9 protein-coding genes are annotated in these 17,417 nt (G+C 47.6%); 7 read left to right on the top strand and 2 right to left on the bottom strand.

What is annotated here, in order from left to right; all coding sequences use genetic code 11:
• The first annotated feature begins 1 nt into the window (after position 1).
• The 5 genes from ACETMN_RS27585 to dnaI all read left to right on the top strand — a co-directional run bounded on the left by ACETMN_RS27585 (position 2) and on the right by dnaI (position 11,970).
• The gene (locus ACETMN_RS27585) at positions 2-3,211 is read left to right on the top strand and encodes an alpha-mannosidase (RefSeq protein ID WP_411735409.1); all 3,210 of its coding nucleotides are present in this window, start codon (positions 2-4) and stop codon (positions 3,209-3,211) included.
• A 256-nt stretch (positions 3,212-3,467) separates the two neighbouring features.
• Positions 3,468-4,787, top strand: coding sequence for a glycoside hydrolase family 125 protein (locus ACETMN_RS27580; protein ID WP_411735408.1), 1,320 nt, complete (start codon positions 3,468-3,470; stop codon positions 4,785-4,787).
• Positions 4,784-7,963, top strand: a complete 3,180-nt coding sequence (locus tag ACETMN_RS27575; RefSeq protein ID WP_411735407.1) for a beta-galactosidase — start codon at positions 4,784-4,786, stop codon at positions 7,961-7,963. The genes ACETMN_RS27580 and ACETMN_RS27575 overlap by 4 nt, the downstream gene beginning before the upstream one ends.
• Positions 7,960-10,755 carry an alpha-mannosidase gene (locus ACETMN_RS27570; protein WP_411735406.1) on the top strand — a complete coding sequence of 932 codons (2,796 nt, stop codon included), beginning with the start codon at positions 7,960-7,962 and terminating at the stop codon, positions 10,753-10,755. Before ACETMN_RS27575 ends, ACETMN_RS27570 begins: the two co-directional genes overlap by 4 nt.
• A gap of 264 nt (positions 10,756-11,019) precedes the next feature.
• Positions 11,020-11,970, top strand: coding sequence for a primosomal protein DnaI (dnaI, locus tag ACETMN_RS27565; protein ID WP_076319793.1), 951 nt, complete (start codon positions 11,020-11,022; stop codon positions 11,968-11,970).
• 159 nt (positions 11,971-12,129) lie between these two features.
• Here the strand turns inward: dnaI and ACETMN_RS27560 are convergent, their stop codons facing one another.
• A complete protein-coding gene (locus ACETMN_RS27560; protein WP_017692450.1) occupies positions 12,130-12,285 on the bottom strand; it encodes a hypothetical protein in 156 nt (51 codons plus the stop codon).
• 263 nt (positions 12,286-12,548) lie between these two features.
• On the opposite strand from ACETMN_RS27560, the gene trxA reads away from it, so the two are divergent.
• On the top strand, positions 12,549-12,866 hold the full coding sequence (gene trxA / locus ACETMN_RS27555; protein WP_017692451.1) for a thioredoxin: 318 nt from the start codon (positions 12,549-12,551) through the stop codon (positions 12,864-12,866).
• Positions 12,867-13,340: 474 nt separating this feature from the next.
• Positions 13,341-15,428, top strand: a complete 2,088-nt coding sequence (uvrC, locus tag ACETMN_RS27550) for an excinuclease ABC subunit UvrC (protein ID WP_210109839.1) — start codon at positions 13,341-13,343, stop codon at positions 15,426-15,428.
• Here uvrC and ACETMN_RS27545 read toward each other — a convergent pair.
• A complete protein-coding gene (locus ACETMN_RS27545; RefSeq protein ID WP_091020846.1) occupies positions 15,397-17,094 on the bottom strand; it encodes a CPBP family intramembrane glutamic endopeptidase in 1,698 nt (565 codons plus the stop codon). The genes uvrC and ACETMN_RS27545 overlap by 32 nt on opposite strands.
• Between the last annotated feature and the right edge of the window lie 323 nt (positions 17,095-17,417).

The following is a 17,417-nucleotide window of genomic DNA, read 5'->3' as shown; positions in this document are numbered from 1 at the left end:
GTTGGAACGTATCAGACGATTTATTCGCGAGTTGTCCGAACATCAGTGGCTGGAGCAATTACAGCTGCGTAGCTGGGACATTACCCGCGCTTATTATAATGTGCCAGGACAGTATGAGGATCATGGTGAGTACCCCGAAGGGCAAGATTTTGAGCGTTTTCCGAGCAAACAGGGAACGACTTATTTTTTTAGAACACGTTTGGAGATCCCTGCTACATGGCAGCAAGCACCTTATGGGCTTGTATTTGAGACAGGCGGAGAAGGTTTGCTACGGGTAAATGGGCACTCTTATCAGGGCATTGACCGCAATCATACCTACGTCACGCTTGATCCATCCAAAGTCGGAAACGCTCCGGAACTTGAGATTGAGATGTTTGATCCGGTACCTGAACCTGTGGACCCCTTGAATCAACAGGCGGTTATTCAGCCGCCGATCACATCCATTACGAGCCTGCTGGTGAGACCAAATGAAGCGGTTCGTAGTCTGATGTATACCGTCATTATTGTGCGTGATTCGGCTGTGTTGCTACCGGAAAGTGACTTTCGGCGGGTTCGCCTGTTAGAACTGGTGTATCGTGCGATGGATCAATTTGTAGGCATGTCAGCAGAAGAGATTGAGCAGGGAGAGCGTATTCGTCAGATTGAGAATAATCTGAAGCATCATGTGCGTGAGATTGGCGGAAACGCGGAAGGTCTGGAGCATATGGTAGGACAATCCCATATTGATATTGCCTGGCTGTGGCCTGTGCGCGAGACCGTACGTAAGACTAGCCGTACCTTCTCCACCGTGGATGCACTTATGAATGAATATCCTGACTATGTGTATTCGCAGAGCCAACCCTTGTTATATACATTTTTGAAAGAGCATGACCCTGAACTGTACGCGCGGGTGAAGCAGCGGATTGTAGAAGGTCGCTGGGAGCTGGTGGGCGGCATGTGGGTTGAGCCGGATCTGAACATCCCGAGCGGGGAGTCCCTGATTCGCCAGATGTTATATGGTCAGCGTTTCTATATGGAGGAGTTTGGCAAGACATCACAGATTGAATGGCTGCCGGATACATTCGGGTACTGTGCTTCCCTGCCGCAGATTTTGAAGCATGGCAATGTGGAATATTTCATGACAACAAAGCTCGGATGGAATGACACAAATGTGTTTCCATATGATCTCTTCCACTGGGTGGGCATTGATGGAACACCCATTCTGTCTTACCTCAATCATGGTGTTAACGAGCATACGTTGCCGAAGGACATTCATGATCACTGGCAGTCCTACCGTGAGAAAGCAGCGCATCCGGAGCATATGCTTCTATACGGACACGGAGATGGCGGCGGTGGCGTAACACGCGAGATGCTGGAGTATGTGGATCGCGCAGACCTGATGGTAGGTCAGCCTGCGAGCCGTTATAGCACAGCTGGAGCTTTCTTTGCCGGAATTGAAAAGGAGCAACCTGTACTTCCGAAGTGGCATGGCGATCTGTATCTGGAGTTACATCGGGGAACCTACACGACCCATGCGCGTAATAAGCGCAACAACCGGAAAGCGGAAGTTCTATATCGTGAAGCTGAATTGTGGAATACACTCGCTCTGCCAGATATGGAGGCGAATACCGAAGCTGAAGTGCGTTCAGCACTGCATGACGGCTGGAAATTGATTTTGCTGAATCAATTCCACGATATTATACCGGGATCGGCGATTACGGAATCCTACGTCACTTCGAATGAGGAATATGTACAGGTATTTGAATTAGGTAAGAACGGATTGACCCAGGGTGTTACAGCATTGACAACGGGTATCAACACAGAGGGACCGGAAGGTTCATTAGCCTATGTTGTATTCAACAGCCTGGGCTGGAAACGCAGTGCAGTTGTTCAATTGGCTGTGCAGGATAGCTTGGATCGCTACGGCATCGATGAAGAAGGCCAGCGCTTGCGGATGGATCGGGAGGATGGAAGCATGTCTATTCTCGTGACAGACATTCCGGCGTTTGGATATAAGACGATTTGGCTGGTACCGGAAAACACAAGGGAAACGAATGTACGGGAAATGACCACCCTTGCCGCACAACCAACCTTTAATGATACATGGGATACTGCCTTTTATCATGTGCAGTTCAATGAACGTGGGGAGATCACCCGTCTGTGGGATAAAACCGCAGAGCGTGAGATGTTGAAGCCGGGTGAACGTGGCAATCAACTTCACTTCTTCCACGATCGCCCAACGCTCTGGGATGCATGGGATATCGACAGTCGTTATGAGGAACAGATTGCTGGCGAAGTGGAACTGTTGGAGAAAAAGCTGGTGCTGGCGGGTACAACGAAAGATGTCCTGCGCTTCCGGTGGAAGCTACATCAATCGGAAATCACACAAGATATCGTCTTTTATCATGACTTACGGCGAATTGACTTCCAAACACAGGTGAACTGGAACGAGAATCACAAACTTCTGAAAGTTGGTTTCCCGATGGATGTGGTGACTTCCAAGGCCACATTCGAGATTCCGTTTGGCACACTGGAACGTCCAACGCATCGTAACACAAGCTGGGAACAAGCCCAGTATGAGGTCTGTGGACATCGCTTCGCGGATGTATCCGAATATGGATACGGCGTGAGTTTGCTCAACGACTGCAAGTACGGGTATGACGTGCACGGAAGTACCATTCGTTTGTCCTTGCTGCGAGCACCAAAATGGCCTGACCGTACGGCTGATCTGGGAGAACATGAATTCACATATTCCCTGTACCCGCACGACGGAGACTGGAGAAACGCACACACCGTACGCCAGGCAGCTGAACTGAACACGGAAGTGGTCGTGCAACAAGTAGAGCAAAAACAACAGGCACAACAAGAGCAATCGATGGAACAGATGCAGCAGAGGGATCAATCACAACAAAGCGCAGAGTCTGAAGCAACCGCAGATGCAACAGTAAATGTTGCACACCCACGTCCAGCAACTGGCTCATGGATTAACTTCGAAAGCCAGCATGTCATTCTGGATACCGTCAAACTGGCAGAGGATGGACACGGCACCGTGCTGCGTTTTTATGAATCGTCAGGTAAACGCGAAAATATTACATTACAATGGCCACATGCGTTCGAGCAAGCATATCACTCTAATGCACTGGAAGAACCGATCAAACCACTGGCCCACACGAACGGCCAGATTACACTATCTTTTAAACCCTACCAAATACAAACCGTGCTACTGCGGTAAACCTTTTTGAAATATTTTTGAGCTATACATGTTCAACTAAAAATTTACACGATAAACGGAGAGGACAGAAAGAATTCGAAGAAGCGAAGCGTTCGCCTTTATCCCCAGATTTCACCCTTTAAAAAAGGGAATCAAAAAAATCTGGGGATAACAGCGATCGGAGGATATTTCTGACCGCGCAGTGGTCCCGTGTAAATTTTTTGTTTCATCCTGTACAGCTACACCATTCAATTTGTTTAAGGAGTTGCACTCATCCATGGAACAGTTCAGATTACCCAAAATACCTATGCCACCTGTTGATTTGCCACAATCCATTCAGGCCGTGCTCGAAGAAGCAGAACAGAAACTGGCTCACCGACCGAAACTGCTTCAATTATTCAAAAACTGCTTCCCCAACACTATTGAAACAACAACGAAGTTGATGGAGGACGGTACGACTTTTGTTATCACAGGAGATATTCCGGCTTCCTGGTTGCGTGATTCCGTGGAGCAGGTTGTACATTACATTCCGTTTGCAAAAGAAGATGAGGACCTGCAACGCATTATTGGCGGGCTGATCAAACGTCATATCCAATATGTTCACATCGATCCATATGCCAATGCCTTCAATGAGACTGCTAACGACTGGCATTGGAACACTACGGACGAGACCGAGATGTCACCTTGGGTGTGGGAACGCAAATTTGAGATTGACTCATTATGTTTTGTTGTACGTTTGGCGTATTTATATTGGAAGGAAACCGAACTGACTGACATTTTCGATTCAAGCTTCAAAGCAGCGATGCGTAAAATCGTGGACCTGTTCAAAGTCGAACAGCATCACATGGAACAATCTCCATATCGCTTCACTCGCAATAACGGTATCCCAACAGATTCCCTGCGCAATCACGGAAAGGGTATGCCAGTCAACTACACGGGTATGATCTGGTCCGGTTTCCGTTCCAGTGATGATGCGTGTGATTTCCACTACAATATCCCTGGCAACATGTTCGCGGTGGTAGCTCTGCGCCAAATGCAGGAGTTTGCCGAGTGGGTGTTCCGGGATATGGAACTTTTGCAGGAATTGAAGGATCTGGAGCAGGACGTAGATCACGGCATTCAGTTGTACGGTATTTATCGTCATCCGGAATTTGGACCGATCTATGCGTACGAGACGGACGGTTATGGCAACCACTGTCTTATGGACGATGCGGGTACACCGGGACTCATGTCCATTCCATATCTGGGTTACGTCACAGCGGATGATCCGATCTACCAGAATACCCGCCGCTTCGCTCTGAGCAAAGAGAACCCGTTCTATTATGAGGGCAAGGTTGCCAAAGGAATCGGTAGCCCGCACACACCACCAGATTACATCTGGCATATGGGATTGTCCATGCAAGGTCTGACTGCGCAGTCTGCCGAGGAGAAACTGGAGATTATTCGCATGCTCGAAGCGACAGATGCGGATACAGGTTATATGCATGAAGGCTTCCACGCTGATGATCCAACGATTTTTACACGAAAATGGTTTGCATGGTCCAACAGCCTGTTCTCCCAGTTGGTCTATAAATCCATGAAGGATGGCCTGTTATGAGTATCCAACCTAATGATAAAAAGCTGATTATCTTCGCTGATCCTGCGTTTCCAATGGAAGGTGCTTTTCCAACCGAGCAGGCTCTGAATACATGGAAAGCAGTCAAAGAGATCACCGTTGTAAACGCTGATGAACTTGCAGAGGCGTTGAAAGCGACGGCTGGTGAAGGATGTTTCGTCAATCTGCACGCCCCGTATTTCCCAAAATCGGCTTGGATGGAGATTGCAGCTTATCTGCATCAGGGCGGAAGCCTGATCAGTGTGGGGGGCGCACCATTTAAACACCCGGTTCGATATGAGAATGGGGCATGGGTCGTAGAAACCGAGCAGACCGCGTATCACCAGGAACTCTATATTCATGAAGCGTTGAACGTATCTTCTGCCAATGTGCAATCGTACACGTCATCCGAACAGATCCCGCTTCTCACTGGGAAAGAAGAACTGTTTGAGAAGGCAGATACATGGAATCTGGTTCCACATACAACCAAAACAAGTGATCTGCCCCACCAGATGGGTTCATCTGGTCCCATGAGTACGCAGATTTATCCATTACTTCGTGGCATGAGCAAGGATGGACGTAGCATCGCCGCTCCGGTCGTTCTGTGGGAAAACTCCCGCGGGACTTTCGTTGGTTCACGATGGATATTTGTGCATCTGCCGCTGACCACCTCATTCTGGACGCAGGATGGCGCTGACGAGATGGTGAAGTGGGCGCAATTCTGTGCGCAAGGTGTAACTGAGTTATCCCTGAAAACCAATTATGCTTCTTATGAGCCAGATGAACGGGCCGTACTCACACTTCAAGGCCAGATTTTACAGCGTGCAGGCAATAGACTTACCGAGTCCGAGCTGTGGACGTTTGACATAACGGTCGAGCATGAGGATCGCATAAGTGGAACGACGGAGAAGGTATGGAGCCATCAACTGGAGATGGAACTTTCCGGTGAGCAGCGTTTCGAACGTATACTGCTCCCGGTTTCCATTGAAAGTGGGCTGTATCGGATCGTATGCCACGCGCAAGCACCTGACGGGGAAGTTCGGACCTTGCGTCAAGGCTTCTGGGGACAAGATGCAGCATTGCTGGCAGAAGGGGAAGTGATTACCCGCAGCAGGGACTATTTTGTAAAAGACGGACGTCCTCTCCCTGTTGTAGGCATGACCTACATGACCTCCGATGTGGCACGGAAATTTTTATTTCTGCCCAATGCGGATGTCTGGGATCGAGACATGGCTCAGATGGCAAAAGCCGGCATTAACTGGATTCGGACGGGAATCTGGACCGCCTATCGCAACATGATGCAGGTGGACGGACATATGGCAGAGGATGTGCTTCGTGCCATTGATGCATTTATTTTAACGGCGAAACGGCATGGCTTACAGGTCACGTTTACCTTCTTCTCCTTTACACCGGAGACATGGGAAGGCACGAATCCGTATTTGGACCCGCAGAGTGTCGAGGCTCAGAAACGTTTCATCCGCAGCATCGTCAGTCGTCACACGCATACAACCCATGTGGACTGGGATCTGATTAATGAGCCATCCATGTTTGATCCGGTGCGCATCTTCTCAGCTGGTCCACGCTCGGCGAGGGATTCATATGAACAGCAAGCCTTTGTCGAGTGGCTTCAGCAGCGGCATCAGACGATTGAAGCGTTGCAGGAGGCATGGAACATGTCACCGAAGCAGCTCCCCAATTTTGCAGCTGCGATGATCCCGGAGGCGGAAGAGATTAATTTTGATGTACAAGACATGCACAAGGCCAAAAAAGGAACACGCTGGCTCGATTACTGTCTCTTCTCTATGGAGATGCACAATGTTTGGGCAAGAGAGCTTGTAGGTACGATCAAGGATCTGGTACCGAATCATCTGGTCACTGTGGGACAGGACGAAGCCCTTGGTGCACAGCGTCCTTCACCTTTCTTCTATGAACGTGAAGTGGACTATACAACGGTGCATTCCTGGTGGTTAAACGATGATCTGATCTGGGACGGTATTTTCGCCAAAACGCCACATAAACCAAATCTCATTCAGGAGACAGGCATCATGTATGTGGAAACCCCGGATGGGCGAGCCAAACGTACGGAAGAAGAGCTTCGTGGTATTCTCGAACGAAAGTACGCTTATGCTTTCTCGACAGGCGGCGCAGGCGCTGTGCAATGGATCTGGAACACCAACTTTTATATGGATAATGCCAATGAGTCCCATATCGGAGCCCTTCGTGCAGATGGTACGGAGAAACCAGAGGCGGATGTGTCTTATGATTTTGGCCGATTCATGCATGGCATTCGTGATCTCTTTGAAGACCGTGAGCTGGAAGATATTGCAGTGGTGTTCCCTTATTCCAATGACTTTTCCAACCGTGCCCTCGCCTATGATGCCACAACAAAGCTGACTCGTGTGATGTCCTATGATCTGAAATTGCCATTCCGTGCGTTATCCGAATATCATTTGGAAGCGTTGGAGCAGCAACCACCGAAACTGATTATCGTACCGAGTCCGCACAATATGGACAGCGATGCACTGCATCAATTGCTCACGTTTGCGGAGAAGGAAGGCACGAGCCTGCTCATTACAGGACCACTGGGACTGGACGCATACTGGAAGGCAACTGACCGGGTAGATCATATCGTCGGCAAACGCAGTCTGGGTAACGTACAGCGGGAAGAGCTGCTGAATATTAATGGCGTGAATCACCGGGTGACCTATGGACGGCGTCGTATCGCCGAGGTGGCAAAGGAGACTTTGCTTCACAGGGATAATGTTACACCAGATGAAGTACACGTTCTGCCTTTGGGCAAAGGGAAATTAATCTGGACTCCACTGCCACTCGAGTTAAATGGACGGGATGAGCCACTTGCTGAATTGTATCGTTATGCAACCGAGGTTTCGGGCATCGAACAGGAGTTGGAATGGATATCTGGTGGAGATATCGCAGGGATCTACGGCCGGAAGCTGAGTTTTCCAAAAGGGAATCTGTATGTATTTGTATCGGAGTTTGCCTTGAACCATGAAGTTCATGTGAGGGATCAACGTACGGGTATATCGTACTCGTTCCGTTTGGAGAAAAATCGTTCGGTGTTATTTGCGACAGATGCTTCTGGAAAGCTGAATGCCATATATCGCCCGGATGAGGTTGAGATTATACAACAAGAGGAAAGAGGTGGCGTAACACGATGACCAAACAGACAAACAAGTCGAAAAGAGCACACATTATTTCGCATACCCACTGGGATCGGGAATGGTACTTGCCGTATGAGAAGCATCATATGCGGCTCATTCAGCTCGTTGATTCACTATTGGATCAGCTTGATGAGGGATCGGACTATAAAAGCTTTTATTTGGATGGACAAACGATTATCATCGAGGATTATCTTCAGGTTCGACCGGAGCAGAAGGAACGACTGGAGAAACATATTCGCAATGGGCGAATTGTGATTGGACCATGGTACATTTTGCAGGATGCGTTTCTGACGAGTGGAGAAGCCAATGTGCGCAACATGCAGGTTGGACATAAGGATGCCAAACGTTACGGCACACCTTCGAAAATTGGTTACTTTCCCGATACATTCGGATTGGTCGGGCAGACTCCGCAGCTGATGCAGCAATCGGGCATTGATAATGTGTTCTTTGGACGTGGTGTGAAGCCTACGGGATTTAATAATACGGTTTCGGATGCCGGATATGAATCAAGCTTCTCGGAGCTGATGTGGGAAGGACCAGACGGATCGAAAGTGCTCGGCGTATTGTTTGCCAACTGGTACTCCAACGGAAATGAAGTTCCAGTAGACGAGGCTTCGGCTCGCAAGTTCTGGGAAACCAAGCTTGCAGATGCCGAGAAATATGCATCGACTAATGAGTTGTTGTACATGAACGGATGTGATCACCAACCGATTCAACGAGACCTGCCAGAAGCGATTCGCATGGCTGAACAATTATATCCCGATATCGAGTTTGTTCACTCGAATTTTCCAGATTATCTGACCGCCCTGAGAGCATCGGCTGAACATGAGCTGTCCACGGTCAAAGGCGAACTGCGCAGTCAGCGTACCGATGGCTGGGGAACTCTGGTGAACACCGCCTCGGCTCGTGTGTATTTGAAACAGATGAACCAACTGGGCCAGACCATGCTGGAAAAAGTGGCCGAACCCCTGGCATCCTCTGCCTATCTGCTTGGACATGCCTATCCACATGATCAACTGACGTATGCCTGGAAAACGCTGATGCAAAATCATCCGCATGACAGCATCTGTGGATGCAGTGTGGATGAGGTGCACCGCGAGATGGTGACACGGTTTGATAAGAGCCGTCATGTAGCAGAGGCATTGATTGAGGAGAGCACCAGCCAGATTGCCACAGCCGTGGATACCTCCATATTTGCACGTTATGGCGAGCAGGCTCGACCTGTTGTGGTGTTTAATACAACAGGGTGGGAACGAAGCGGTGTGGTTCAGATGGAACTGGACGCGGCTCGGTTGTATTTCCGTGATGGATATACATTGGAAGAGATGGCGGCGCAGATGAACGCCGTTGATCTGTCAGGTCGTATCCTTGTAGATGAAGAAGGTACGCAGATTCCATGTACGGTGGAAGATCTGGGTCTGCAATTTGGCTATGATTTGCCGGATGATCGCTTCCGCCAGCCGTATAGCTGTCGGCGCGTTCGTATTCTTTTTGAAACAGAGAATGTAGCTGCATTTGGCCTGAAAACCTATGCATTGGTCAACTTTGTGGATGATGCCAAGAGTGGTACTCCGTCGAAAACGACTACGCTGTTGCGTGGTGAACGTGGCATGGAAAATCAACATATGATTGTCACGATTGCAGACAACGGTTCATTCACAATTACAGACAAACGAACAGGCCGGATTTATAAGGACCTTGGCGTGTACGAAAATGTGGGTGATATCGGTAATGAATACATGTTCAAACAGCCAGAGAATGAAGTTGCTTTGACAACACAAGCACTTCAGGCCGAAATTCGGGTCCTTGAGGATACATCATACTGGGCCTCGTTCGAGGTGATTCATCAATGGGAAATACCGGAGTCAGCGGATGAGATGCTGGATCAGGAACAGCGGGAACTGATTTATTATCCACATCGTAAAGCCCAGCGTTCAACTAAAATGATTCCACTTCAGATCCGTACGGTTATATCACTTAGTCGTAGTGGAAAAGGAGTACAATTGGAGACAACCTTCAACAATCAGGCGAAGGATCATCGGGTACGTGCTCTTTTCCCAACGGATCTTGTATCTGCTGTTCATCATGTGGATTCCATGTTCGAAATTGCAACACGTGATAACAAGCCTGCACCAGAGTGGCAAAATCCAAGCAATACACAACATCAACAGAATTTTGTGGATGTGAGTGAAAAGGACGCCGGATTGGTCGTTGCCAATCTGGGTCTGAATGAATATGAAGTCCTTCAGGATGGGCGCAATACTATTGCGGTTACGCTCCTTCGTGCTGTGGGTGAACTTGGAGACTGGGGCTTGTTCCCGACACCTGAAGCACAATGTCTTGGTGAACATACGTTTAAAATCGAGATCATTCCGCATGATGGCAATGGTGCAGCGTCAGGTGCATATATTGAGGCGTATCAGTTCCAGGTTCCTTGGACGCTGGCACAGACTGAAGTACACCCGGGTTATCTGACACCTAGCAACACACCGTTTGCATGGCAAGGAGACGGTTTAGCATTTTCTTCGCTCAAGGTAAATGAGGATTCCGGTGATGTGATGCTCCGCTGGTTCAATATGACCACCAACTCTGCCACGTTGAAGCTTGCAACATCACAAGTGATTCCGCAGCCATTCGAAACGGCATACAAAAGCAACATCCTGGAGGAAGAGGGCGAAATGCTTCATTCCCACAACATAGAAGAGGCGTCGACATTATCATTTGCAAGCAAGGAATGGAACATACAGACAGGTTCATGCGAGATCGTTACTGTCGGCTTGCGCCGCTGATAAAAGTTGTTTAAAGAGTCGAAAAACAGACTTTTGAACACACACTAAAAGGTACAGGACTGCAAGTGTGCTCTAAACTAGGCATTACGTACGGTGGTGGAAGGGTTACGCTATTTACCAGATGTATCTGTTGAGTTATTGGTTGTTTTTCTATAGAATGAACAGTAGAATTGCAAATGATCGAAAGTTCCTATGCCATCAAGATGGTCAGGGGTACACTTCAATTGTTCATTCTATATTGAAACATTAAGGGGGCTTGAAGCCATGGAATCCTTGGGAGGACTGCTTCAGCAGCTGAACCCTGCCTTTCGTGAGCAATCGCGGCGGATTGCGGCGGAATTGATGGAAAATCCGTACGTACGCGAATTCCGCGCAGGTCATCCTGAACTGCAAGATGCACAGCTCATGACCGATCTGAGCAAGCTGTTTCAGTACGCCAAAGACTCTAAGAACTGTGCGAATTGTCCGGGACTCGACAACTGTCCTAACGATTTTCAGGGCCACTTTTGCAAACTGGAAGTAGAACATTTTAACGGTAAACCCGAAATCATAGATATAAAAGCGCCTTGTTCCAAACATATCGCCCGGCAAAATGAACATATCATTAAGCAACGCATTCGCAGTTTCTATGTGGACGAGCGTGCGCTCAGTGCCGGATACAACGACGTGGAGATTATGGGCAAGGATCGGATGCGTGCTCCGGCAGTGAATCAGGTGCTTCGTTATATTAGGGAGACCAAGGAGAATGGATTATCTCCGCAAGGACTGTTTCTGGAAGGAACATTCGGGACAGGCAAGACGTTTCTGATGTGTTATTTGCTGCATGAACTGGCGGTTGCAGGTCACACGGGTGTCATTATCTATATGCCTGACTTTGTAGAGGATCTGAAATCCATGATCAGTGAAGGGCAGAAGCTGAAGGAAATGACGGATATTTTGAAAAGTTGTGATCTGCTCATCTTTGATGATATCGGGGCAGAGAATCTGAACCCTTGGGTTCGAGATCATGTGATGGGGTCCATTCTGAACTATCGGATGAATCGCAAACCAACGTTCTATACGTCCAATTACAATCTGGATGGGCTGGAGAAACATCTTAGTTTCACCAATCGGGACGGCGAGGAAATGAATAAAGGGCAGCGTCTCATGGACCGGATTCGTCCATTTGTGGATGTCATCTCCGTTCGGGGTGAGAATCAGCGCGGCAAACGTTGAACCGAGCTAATTGAACGAAATGGTTCTTATCGGTGGAGCTTACGATTTAGAAGCTGAGCTGATTGCAATCAAAAGTTAAAGTAGTCCCAAAAAAAGCCTGGCTTTCGCATTGTCGCGAAAACCGGGCTTTTCTGGTCCTGCGTGAGACCTGTGAGTGTCCTATTCGGTGAGGAATTTGAAGATAACCATACCGAAAAAGATCACTGTCATCAGGCCGGCCATGCCGGCAACACCCGCGATCAGATCAAATAGATCGTTGCGGGGTTCCTCGTTCACATGTTCACGCGGGTCGCTGATCCGCACATTTGCATCCATGTTATTGCCTCCTTATGGGGAAACAGCTTGCCCGTATTGGGGCTGAAACCCGGAGTAATTTTAGTATACTTGGAAAAGAAAGCGTTTGTAAAGATTTTGAAGTTGGTATGCCACATCCTGTAATTGTGAAGATTTGATGTTGGGAAGATGAACATTGCAGCGTTCAATTCACAAGTTTGACGTACCTGTGTTATACTGGAAGTGTCGTTCACGACGTTACAGGTTAAAATAAAACCGTAAGTATATATAAGGAGGACAATTTCATGGCTATTGTTAACGTATCCGATCAATCCTTCAACGCTGAAGTAGAAGGCGAAGGAACGGTTCTTGTTGATTTCTGGGCGCCTTGGTGTGGTCCTTGTAAAATGCTCGCTCCAATCCTGGAAGAGCTGTCCACAGAAGTTGGCGATGCAGTGAAAATTGCTAAAGTTAACGTGGATGAAAATCCGGAATCTGCTTCCCGCTTCGGCGTAATGAGCATTCCAACTTTGATCTTCTTCAAAGACGGTCAACCGGTTGATAAAGTGGTTGGTCTGAACTCGAAAGATGCGCTCAAAGGAATTATCGCAAAACACCAATAATTTACAGGCTTACACATACGCCTCCGGTTTACATGCCGGGGGCGTTTTGCGTCGAATACCTTTATATAGGACAATATAAAGTAAAAATATTTTTCACACTTGATTGTAGAGTACAGAACCGATCTGGAGAAGCGAAGTGCTCCCGTTTATCCCGGATTCATCTCTGATATATAGTTGGAACTAATTATTTACACAGTAACGGAGAGGACAGAAAAAACCTGAAAAAGCGAAGCGTTCCCCTTTATCAACAGATTTTTCCCTTGAGAAAAGGGAATGAAAAAAATCTGGGGATAACAGGGATTGGAAGGTTGTTCTGTCATCGTAGTGTCAGTGTGAATTATCTTTAGTTTCTTCTTATAAAAAAATGTGACTCAGAGACAATCCAATAACGGATTGGAAGACGGTACTGTAATCAGAATGGCTTAGTGTAACCTTTTATTTATACTTTTTTCGGGAAGGAGGATTCACCGAATTATGGACCAATTCATGAATGATTTGCAGGATCAGGAGAAGGCATTGGAGCAGATTCGTCACAAGCTCGCTTTGCTGCCAGATATGTCTGGATGTTACCTGATGAAGAATAGTGAAGGCACGATTATCTATGTAGGTAAAGCCAAAGTTCTGAAGAACCGCGTACGCTCTTATTTTATCGGTAGTCATAACGGAAAGACTCAGCGACTGGTCTCCGAAATCCGTGATTTTGAATATATCGTGACGGGCAGTAATATGGAAGCACTCATTCTAGAGTGTAACCTGATCAAGAAACATATGCCGCGTTATAACGTATTGCTTAAGGATGACAAGACATTCCCGTATCTTAAAATTACAAATGAAAAGCACCCCCGGTTGGAAGTAACCCGGCGTGTGCTGAAAGATAAAGCCAAATATTTCGGACCTTATCCGAACTCATATGCGGCACACCAAACGAAAAAATTGCTCGACCGCATGTATCCTCTGCGCAAATGTGGTGTAATGCCCAAAGAAGTGTGCCTGTACTATCACATGGGACAGTGTCTTGCCCCTTGTGTGAAGGAAGTGGAGAAGGAGCAGTACGACCAGATTTCCCAGGAGATTGGTTCATTTCTGAGCGGTGGTCACGAAGAGATCAAGAAGGATTTGCAGCGTAAGATGCAAGAGGCTGCGGAGGATCTTTATTTTGAACGTGCCAAGGAACTGCGCGACCAAGTAATAGCCATTGATGCGATGATGGAAAAACAGAAAATTACGATGGCCGATGCCAGAGACCGTGATGTTTTTGGTTTTGCCATTGATAAAGGCTGGATGTGTGTCCAGATTCTATATATGCGTCAGGGTAAAATGATCGAACGCCATGTCTCCACCTTCCCGTTTTACGGTGAGGCGTACAGTGATTTCATGTCCTATGTAACACAGTATTACAGTGATAATCCGGCATTGCCACAAGAAATTTTGTTGCCGGAAATGCCCAAGGATCTTGCAACGGATAACGACAGTTTGGATACGTTATCTGATGCTGATGGATCGGTGCCTGCCGCAGTTACGATAGAGTTCGAACAGACGCAACAAGTGGAGCAAAGTACCGCTAACCAGCCACTGGTTGCTGAGACACGGGCACCTTATGGAAGTGCCGCTGAGTCAGAAGTTGAACAGCCTGATAGTATGCAAGAGGATGCTCCAATAACGGATACAACTACTTCAACTGAAAAGCTCCCATCAGGACTGGAAGACCCCACTCAGGTTGCTGCTGCTTTACAGGAGTGGTTGGAGATCAAAGTGCTCATCCCACAACGTGGATTGAAACGCCAGATGATCACCATGGCTGTAGATAACGCACGTGTAGCACTGGAAGAGAAGTTCCGCCTAATTGAGCGAAATGAAGAACGGACATCCAAAGCTGCTGAAGGGCTAGGCCGATATATTGGACTGGATCAGCTTCACCGTATTGAAGCGTTTGATAACTCGAACATCCAGGGTACGAACCCGGTATCCGCCATGATCGTATTTACGGATGGTAAACCGGATAAGAAGGAATATCGGAAATATAAGGTCCGTTCGGTTGAAGGACCGGATGATTATGAAACCATGAGAGAAGTTATCCGTCGCCGTTACGAGCGGGTATTAAAAGAAAACCTGACCCAGCCTGACCTGATTGTGGTCGATGGTGGTAAAGGACAGATCTCGGCTGCGGTTGATATTTTGGAAAATGAGCTGGGGCTGTTTATTCCGGTATGTGGACTGGTGAAGGATGCGAAGCATAAAACTTCGCAGTTGATGATCGGTAATCCACCGGAAGTCATCTCCCTGCCACGGGATAGTCAGGAATTCTACCTGTTGCAACGGATACAGGAAGAGGTCCACCGTTTTGCGATCTCGTTCCACCGGGAACAGCGTGGCAAATCGATGGTGACATCACGTTTGGATGCCATTCCGGGTATTGGAGAAAAGCGGCGTAAGTTGCTGTTGAAACATTTTGGCTCTTTGCGCAAAATAAAAGAGGCCAGCGTCGAAGACTTCCGGCCTCTATCTATTGGTGACAAACTGGCAAATCAGATTATTGCAGCACTTCGTGATGAGGAGTCGTAACATACGGCTTCTCTTTTTGTTTTGGATTGAATTTGTAGACCACATATCCAACGATGGCCGGCAGTACAATCCAGAAGAGTCCGGCAGCCATATTCAGGGCATCACCCATAAAGACCAAACTGAGCCCCATCAGCAAGCTGTCGAAGATCACATGGGCGAATACAACGGCAATGAAGCCGTGACGCAGCATGATCAGACTGAACAGCAATCCAATCACTAACAGCTCAATGGGACGGGTGATTACTGGATAGATTGGATACAATGTATGTCCAAGTGCCCAAATGATGGTTGGAATCAGACAGGCAATAAACGTGTTACGCACAATCTTTTGCATCATACGAATGCCGAACAGTCGATAGACGGCTTCTTCACCAATACCGGCCATCCAGGCCATGATCGGGAAGAGCCAGGCATAGGTCATATTAAAAGTAGATTGATCTGCTGACGTTGTTGACCATGTGCCGATGCTTCGCTCCAGAATGAAGAACAGGATGGATTGCACACCCAGTAGAATGAATGCCCACAGGTAACCAGCAACCATGCTGTGAAGTACATATTTCCCATATCCCGGTTCTTTGGCACGAGGCCATGGGTTCAGACCTATTTTACGCCACATGCCGTCACCGGCAACAAGGGATAGATAGATGGTTGCACTCATGACCAGTGTAATACCTATCTGAAATAACATCAGGAACGCTAACATGAAGTTGGAGAATCCCTGTGCCTGAAGCAGAGGAATCATGTTCAGCGTGCCAATTACCGAAGCTGCGAAATACACCAGCGAGAGAATGATCCCGCGTTTGAAAGACGTATGTGTTCGGGTCAGAATGCTATAGATAATGGCCAGCACGCCCAGAACAAGGGTCAGGAACGCATAGCCGCCATAGGTCATCCAGTTGGCTTGTCGCGTCTGAGCTTTCACATAATCGGTATGGGATTCAGGGACCGAGAAGCCAGGATCGAACGATCGTACCGCACCCTCTTCAAACGTAAAATTCAGTTCAAGCTTGGAGTCTCCAATGGCTTTTTCAGAATCTGTATACTTCAGTCCCGCTTCACCATCGCGAGTCTCCAGTTGAAGTGCTGGCACTTCATAACCGAATTCGGTCAGAACGCCAGCCGCAAGCTGTTGTTTCTCGTCCAAAGATATATTGCCTTCAGCAAGTACTTGCGATGTGGTCACTTTCCCGGTGCTTTGCTCCGCCTCAATGGCGGTGTAGAGGGAAGAAGGCAGTTCCCGTTTGAAGCCGACCACTTTTCCTGTTTTCATATGTACGTCAACATGAAGATAACCGCCTTTGTCCTGATCAGGCAAACGAACGCGGAATACATCGTAAGGATAGCTTGTTTCCCATTTCTGGTTATAGGTATCAAGTTGTTTGGTTTTGGCCATATACCCGTAGATATCCGAATGTGTCTGGTAGGTTACCAGGGTTTTTTCATCATCATTTGGCAGTGTATAGTCATTCACAGAAGCTGCGAATGATCGTGCGGATTGCGTCGCCTGCTCCTTGGTTATGAAGGACGTAGACGAAATTTCTGTTGTTTGCGATGAGGTGGCAGGAAAGATCTGAAATACAAAAAATAGAATCAGGCCAATCGCCGCAAGCAACCCCAGCCGCTTGAAGTTAGCCTTAAGTTGCAAAGGCTGCCCTAAGGGATTCATGTAATGTTGTTCCTCCTTATTTAATAGAGGTTGTTCAAAAAGTCTCTGGCTTCATCCCATCTTCTTGGTACTGAAAACCGCCCTTTTTTGAACACGCACTAATATGGATATTAAAGTTAACATAGCACAGGCCAAGCACCGAATGCCAATGATGTAACGAAAACTGGTGTAAATCCTTGAAAATGAATGAAAAGGACCGAAAGAATCTGATCCATCCGTCGCCATATCTGAGTTTTTCCCTTTTTGGCTGAATTCGATGCTATTTACACAAAAAACGTTTTGTCTACAAACGTCGCAACGCTTATAATTTTGAAGCAAATGTG

This window comes from Paenibacillus sp. M2, from assembly GCF_046713495.1.
Lineage (GTDB): Bacteria > Bacillota > Bacilli > Paenibacillales > Paenibacillaceae > Paenibacillus > Paenibacillus amylolyticus_B.
Note: the sequence above shows the minus strand (reverse complement) of the source record. Positions and strands in the feature narration are given on the sequence as shown.

Excerpts from the sequence above, each read along its gene's own strand:
- ACETMN_RS27580 (WP_411735408.1), top strand. The coding sequence starts at position 3,468 with ATGGAACAGTTCAGATTACCCAAAATACCTATGCCACCTGTTGATTTG.
- ACETMN_RS27575 (WP_411735407.1), top strand. The coding sequence starts at position 4,784 with ATGAGTATCCAACCTAATGATAAAAAGCTGATTATCTTCGCTGATCCT.
- ACETMN_RS27570 (WP_411735406.1), top strand. The coding sequence starts at position 7,960 with ATGACCAAACAGACAAACAAGTCGAAAAGAGCACACATTATTTCGCAT.
- dnaI (WP_076319793.1), top strand. The coding sequence starts at position 11,020 with ATGGAATCCTTGGGAGGACTGCTTCAGCAGCTGAACCCTGCCTTTCGT.
- ACETMN_RS27560 (WP_017692450.1), bottom strand. The coding sequence starts at position 12,285 with ATGGATGCAAATGTGCGGATCAGCGACCCGCGTGAACATGTGAACGAG.
- trxA (WP_017692451.1), top strand. The coding sequence starts at position 12,549 with ATGGCTATTGTTAACGTATCCGATCAATCCTTCAACGCTGAAGTAGAA.
- uvrC (WP_210109839.1), top strand. The coding sequence starts at position 13,341 with ATGGACCAATTCATGAATGATTTGCAGGATCAGGAGAAGGCATTGGAG.
- ACETMN_RS27545 (WP_091020846.1), bottom strand. The coding sequence starts at position 17,094 with ATGAATCCCTTAGGGCAGCCTTTGCAACTTAAGGCTAACTTCAAGCGG.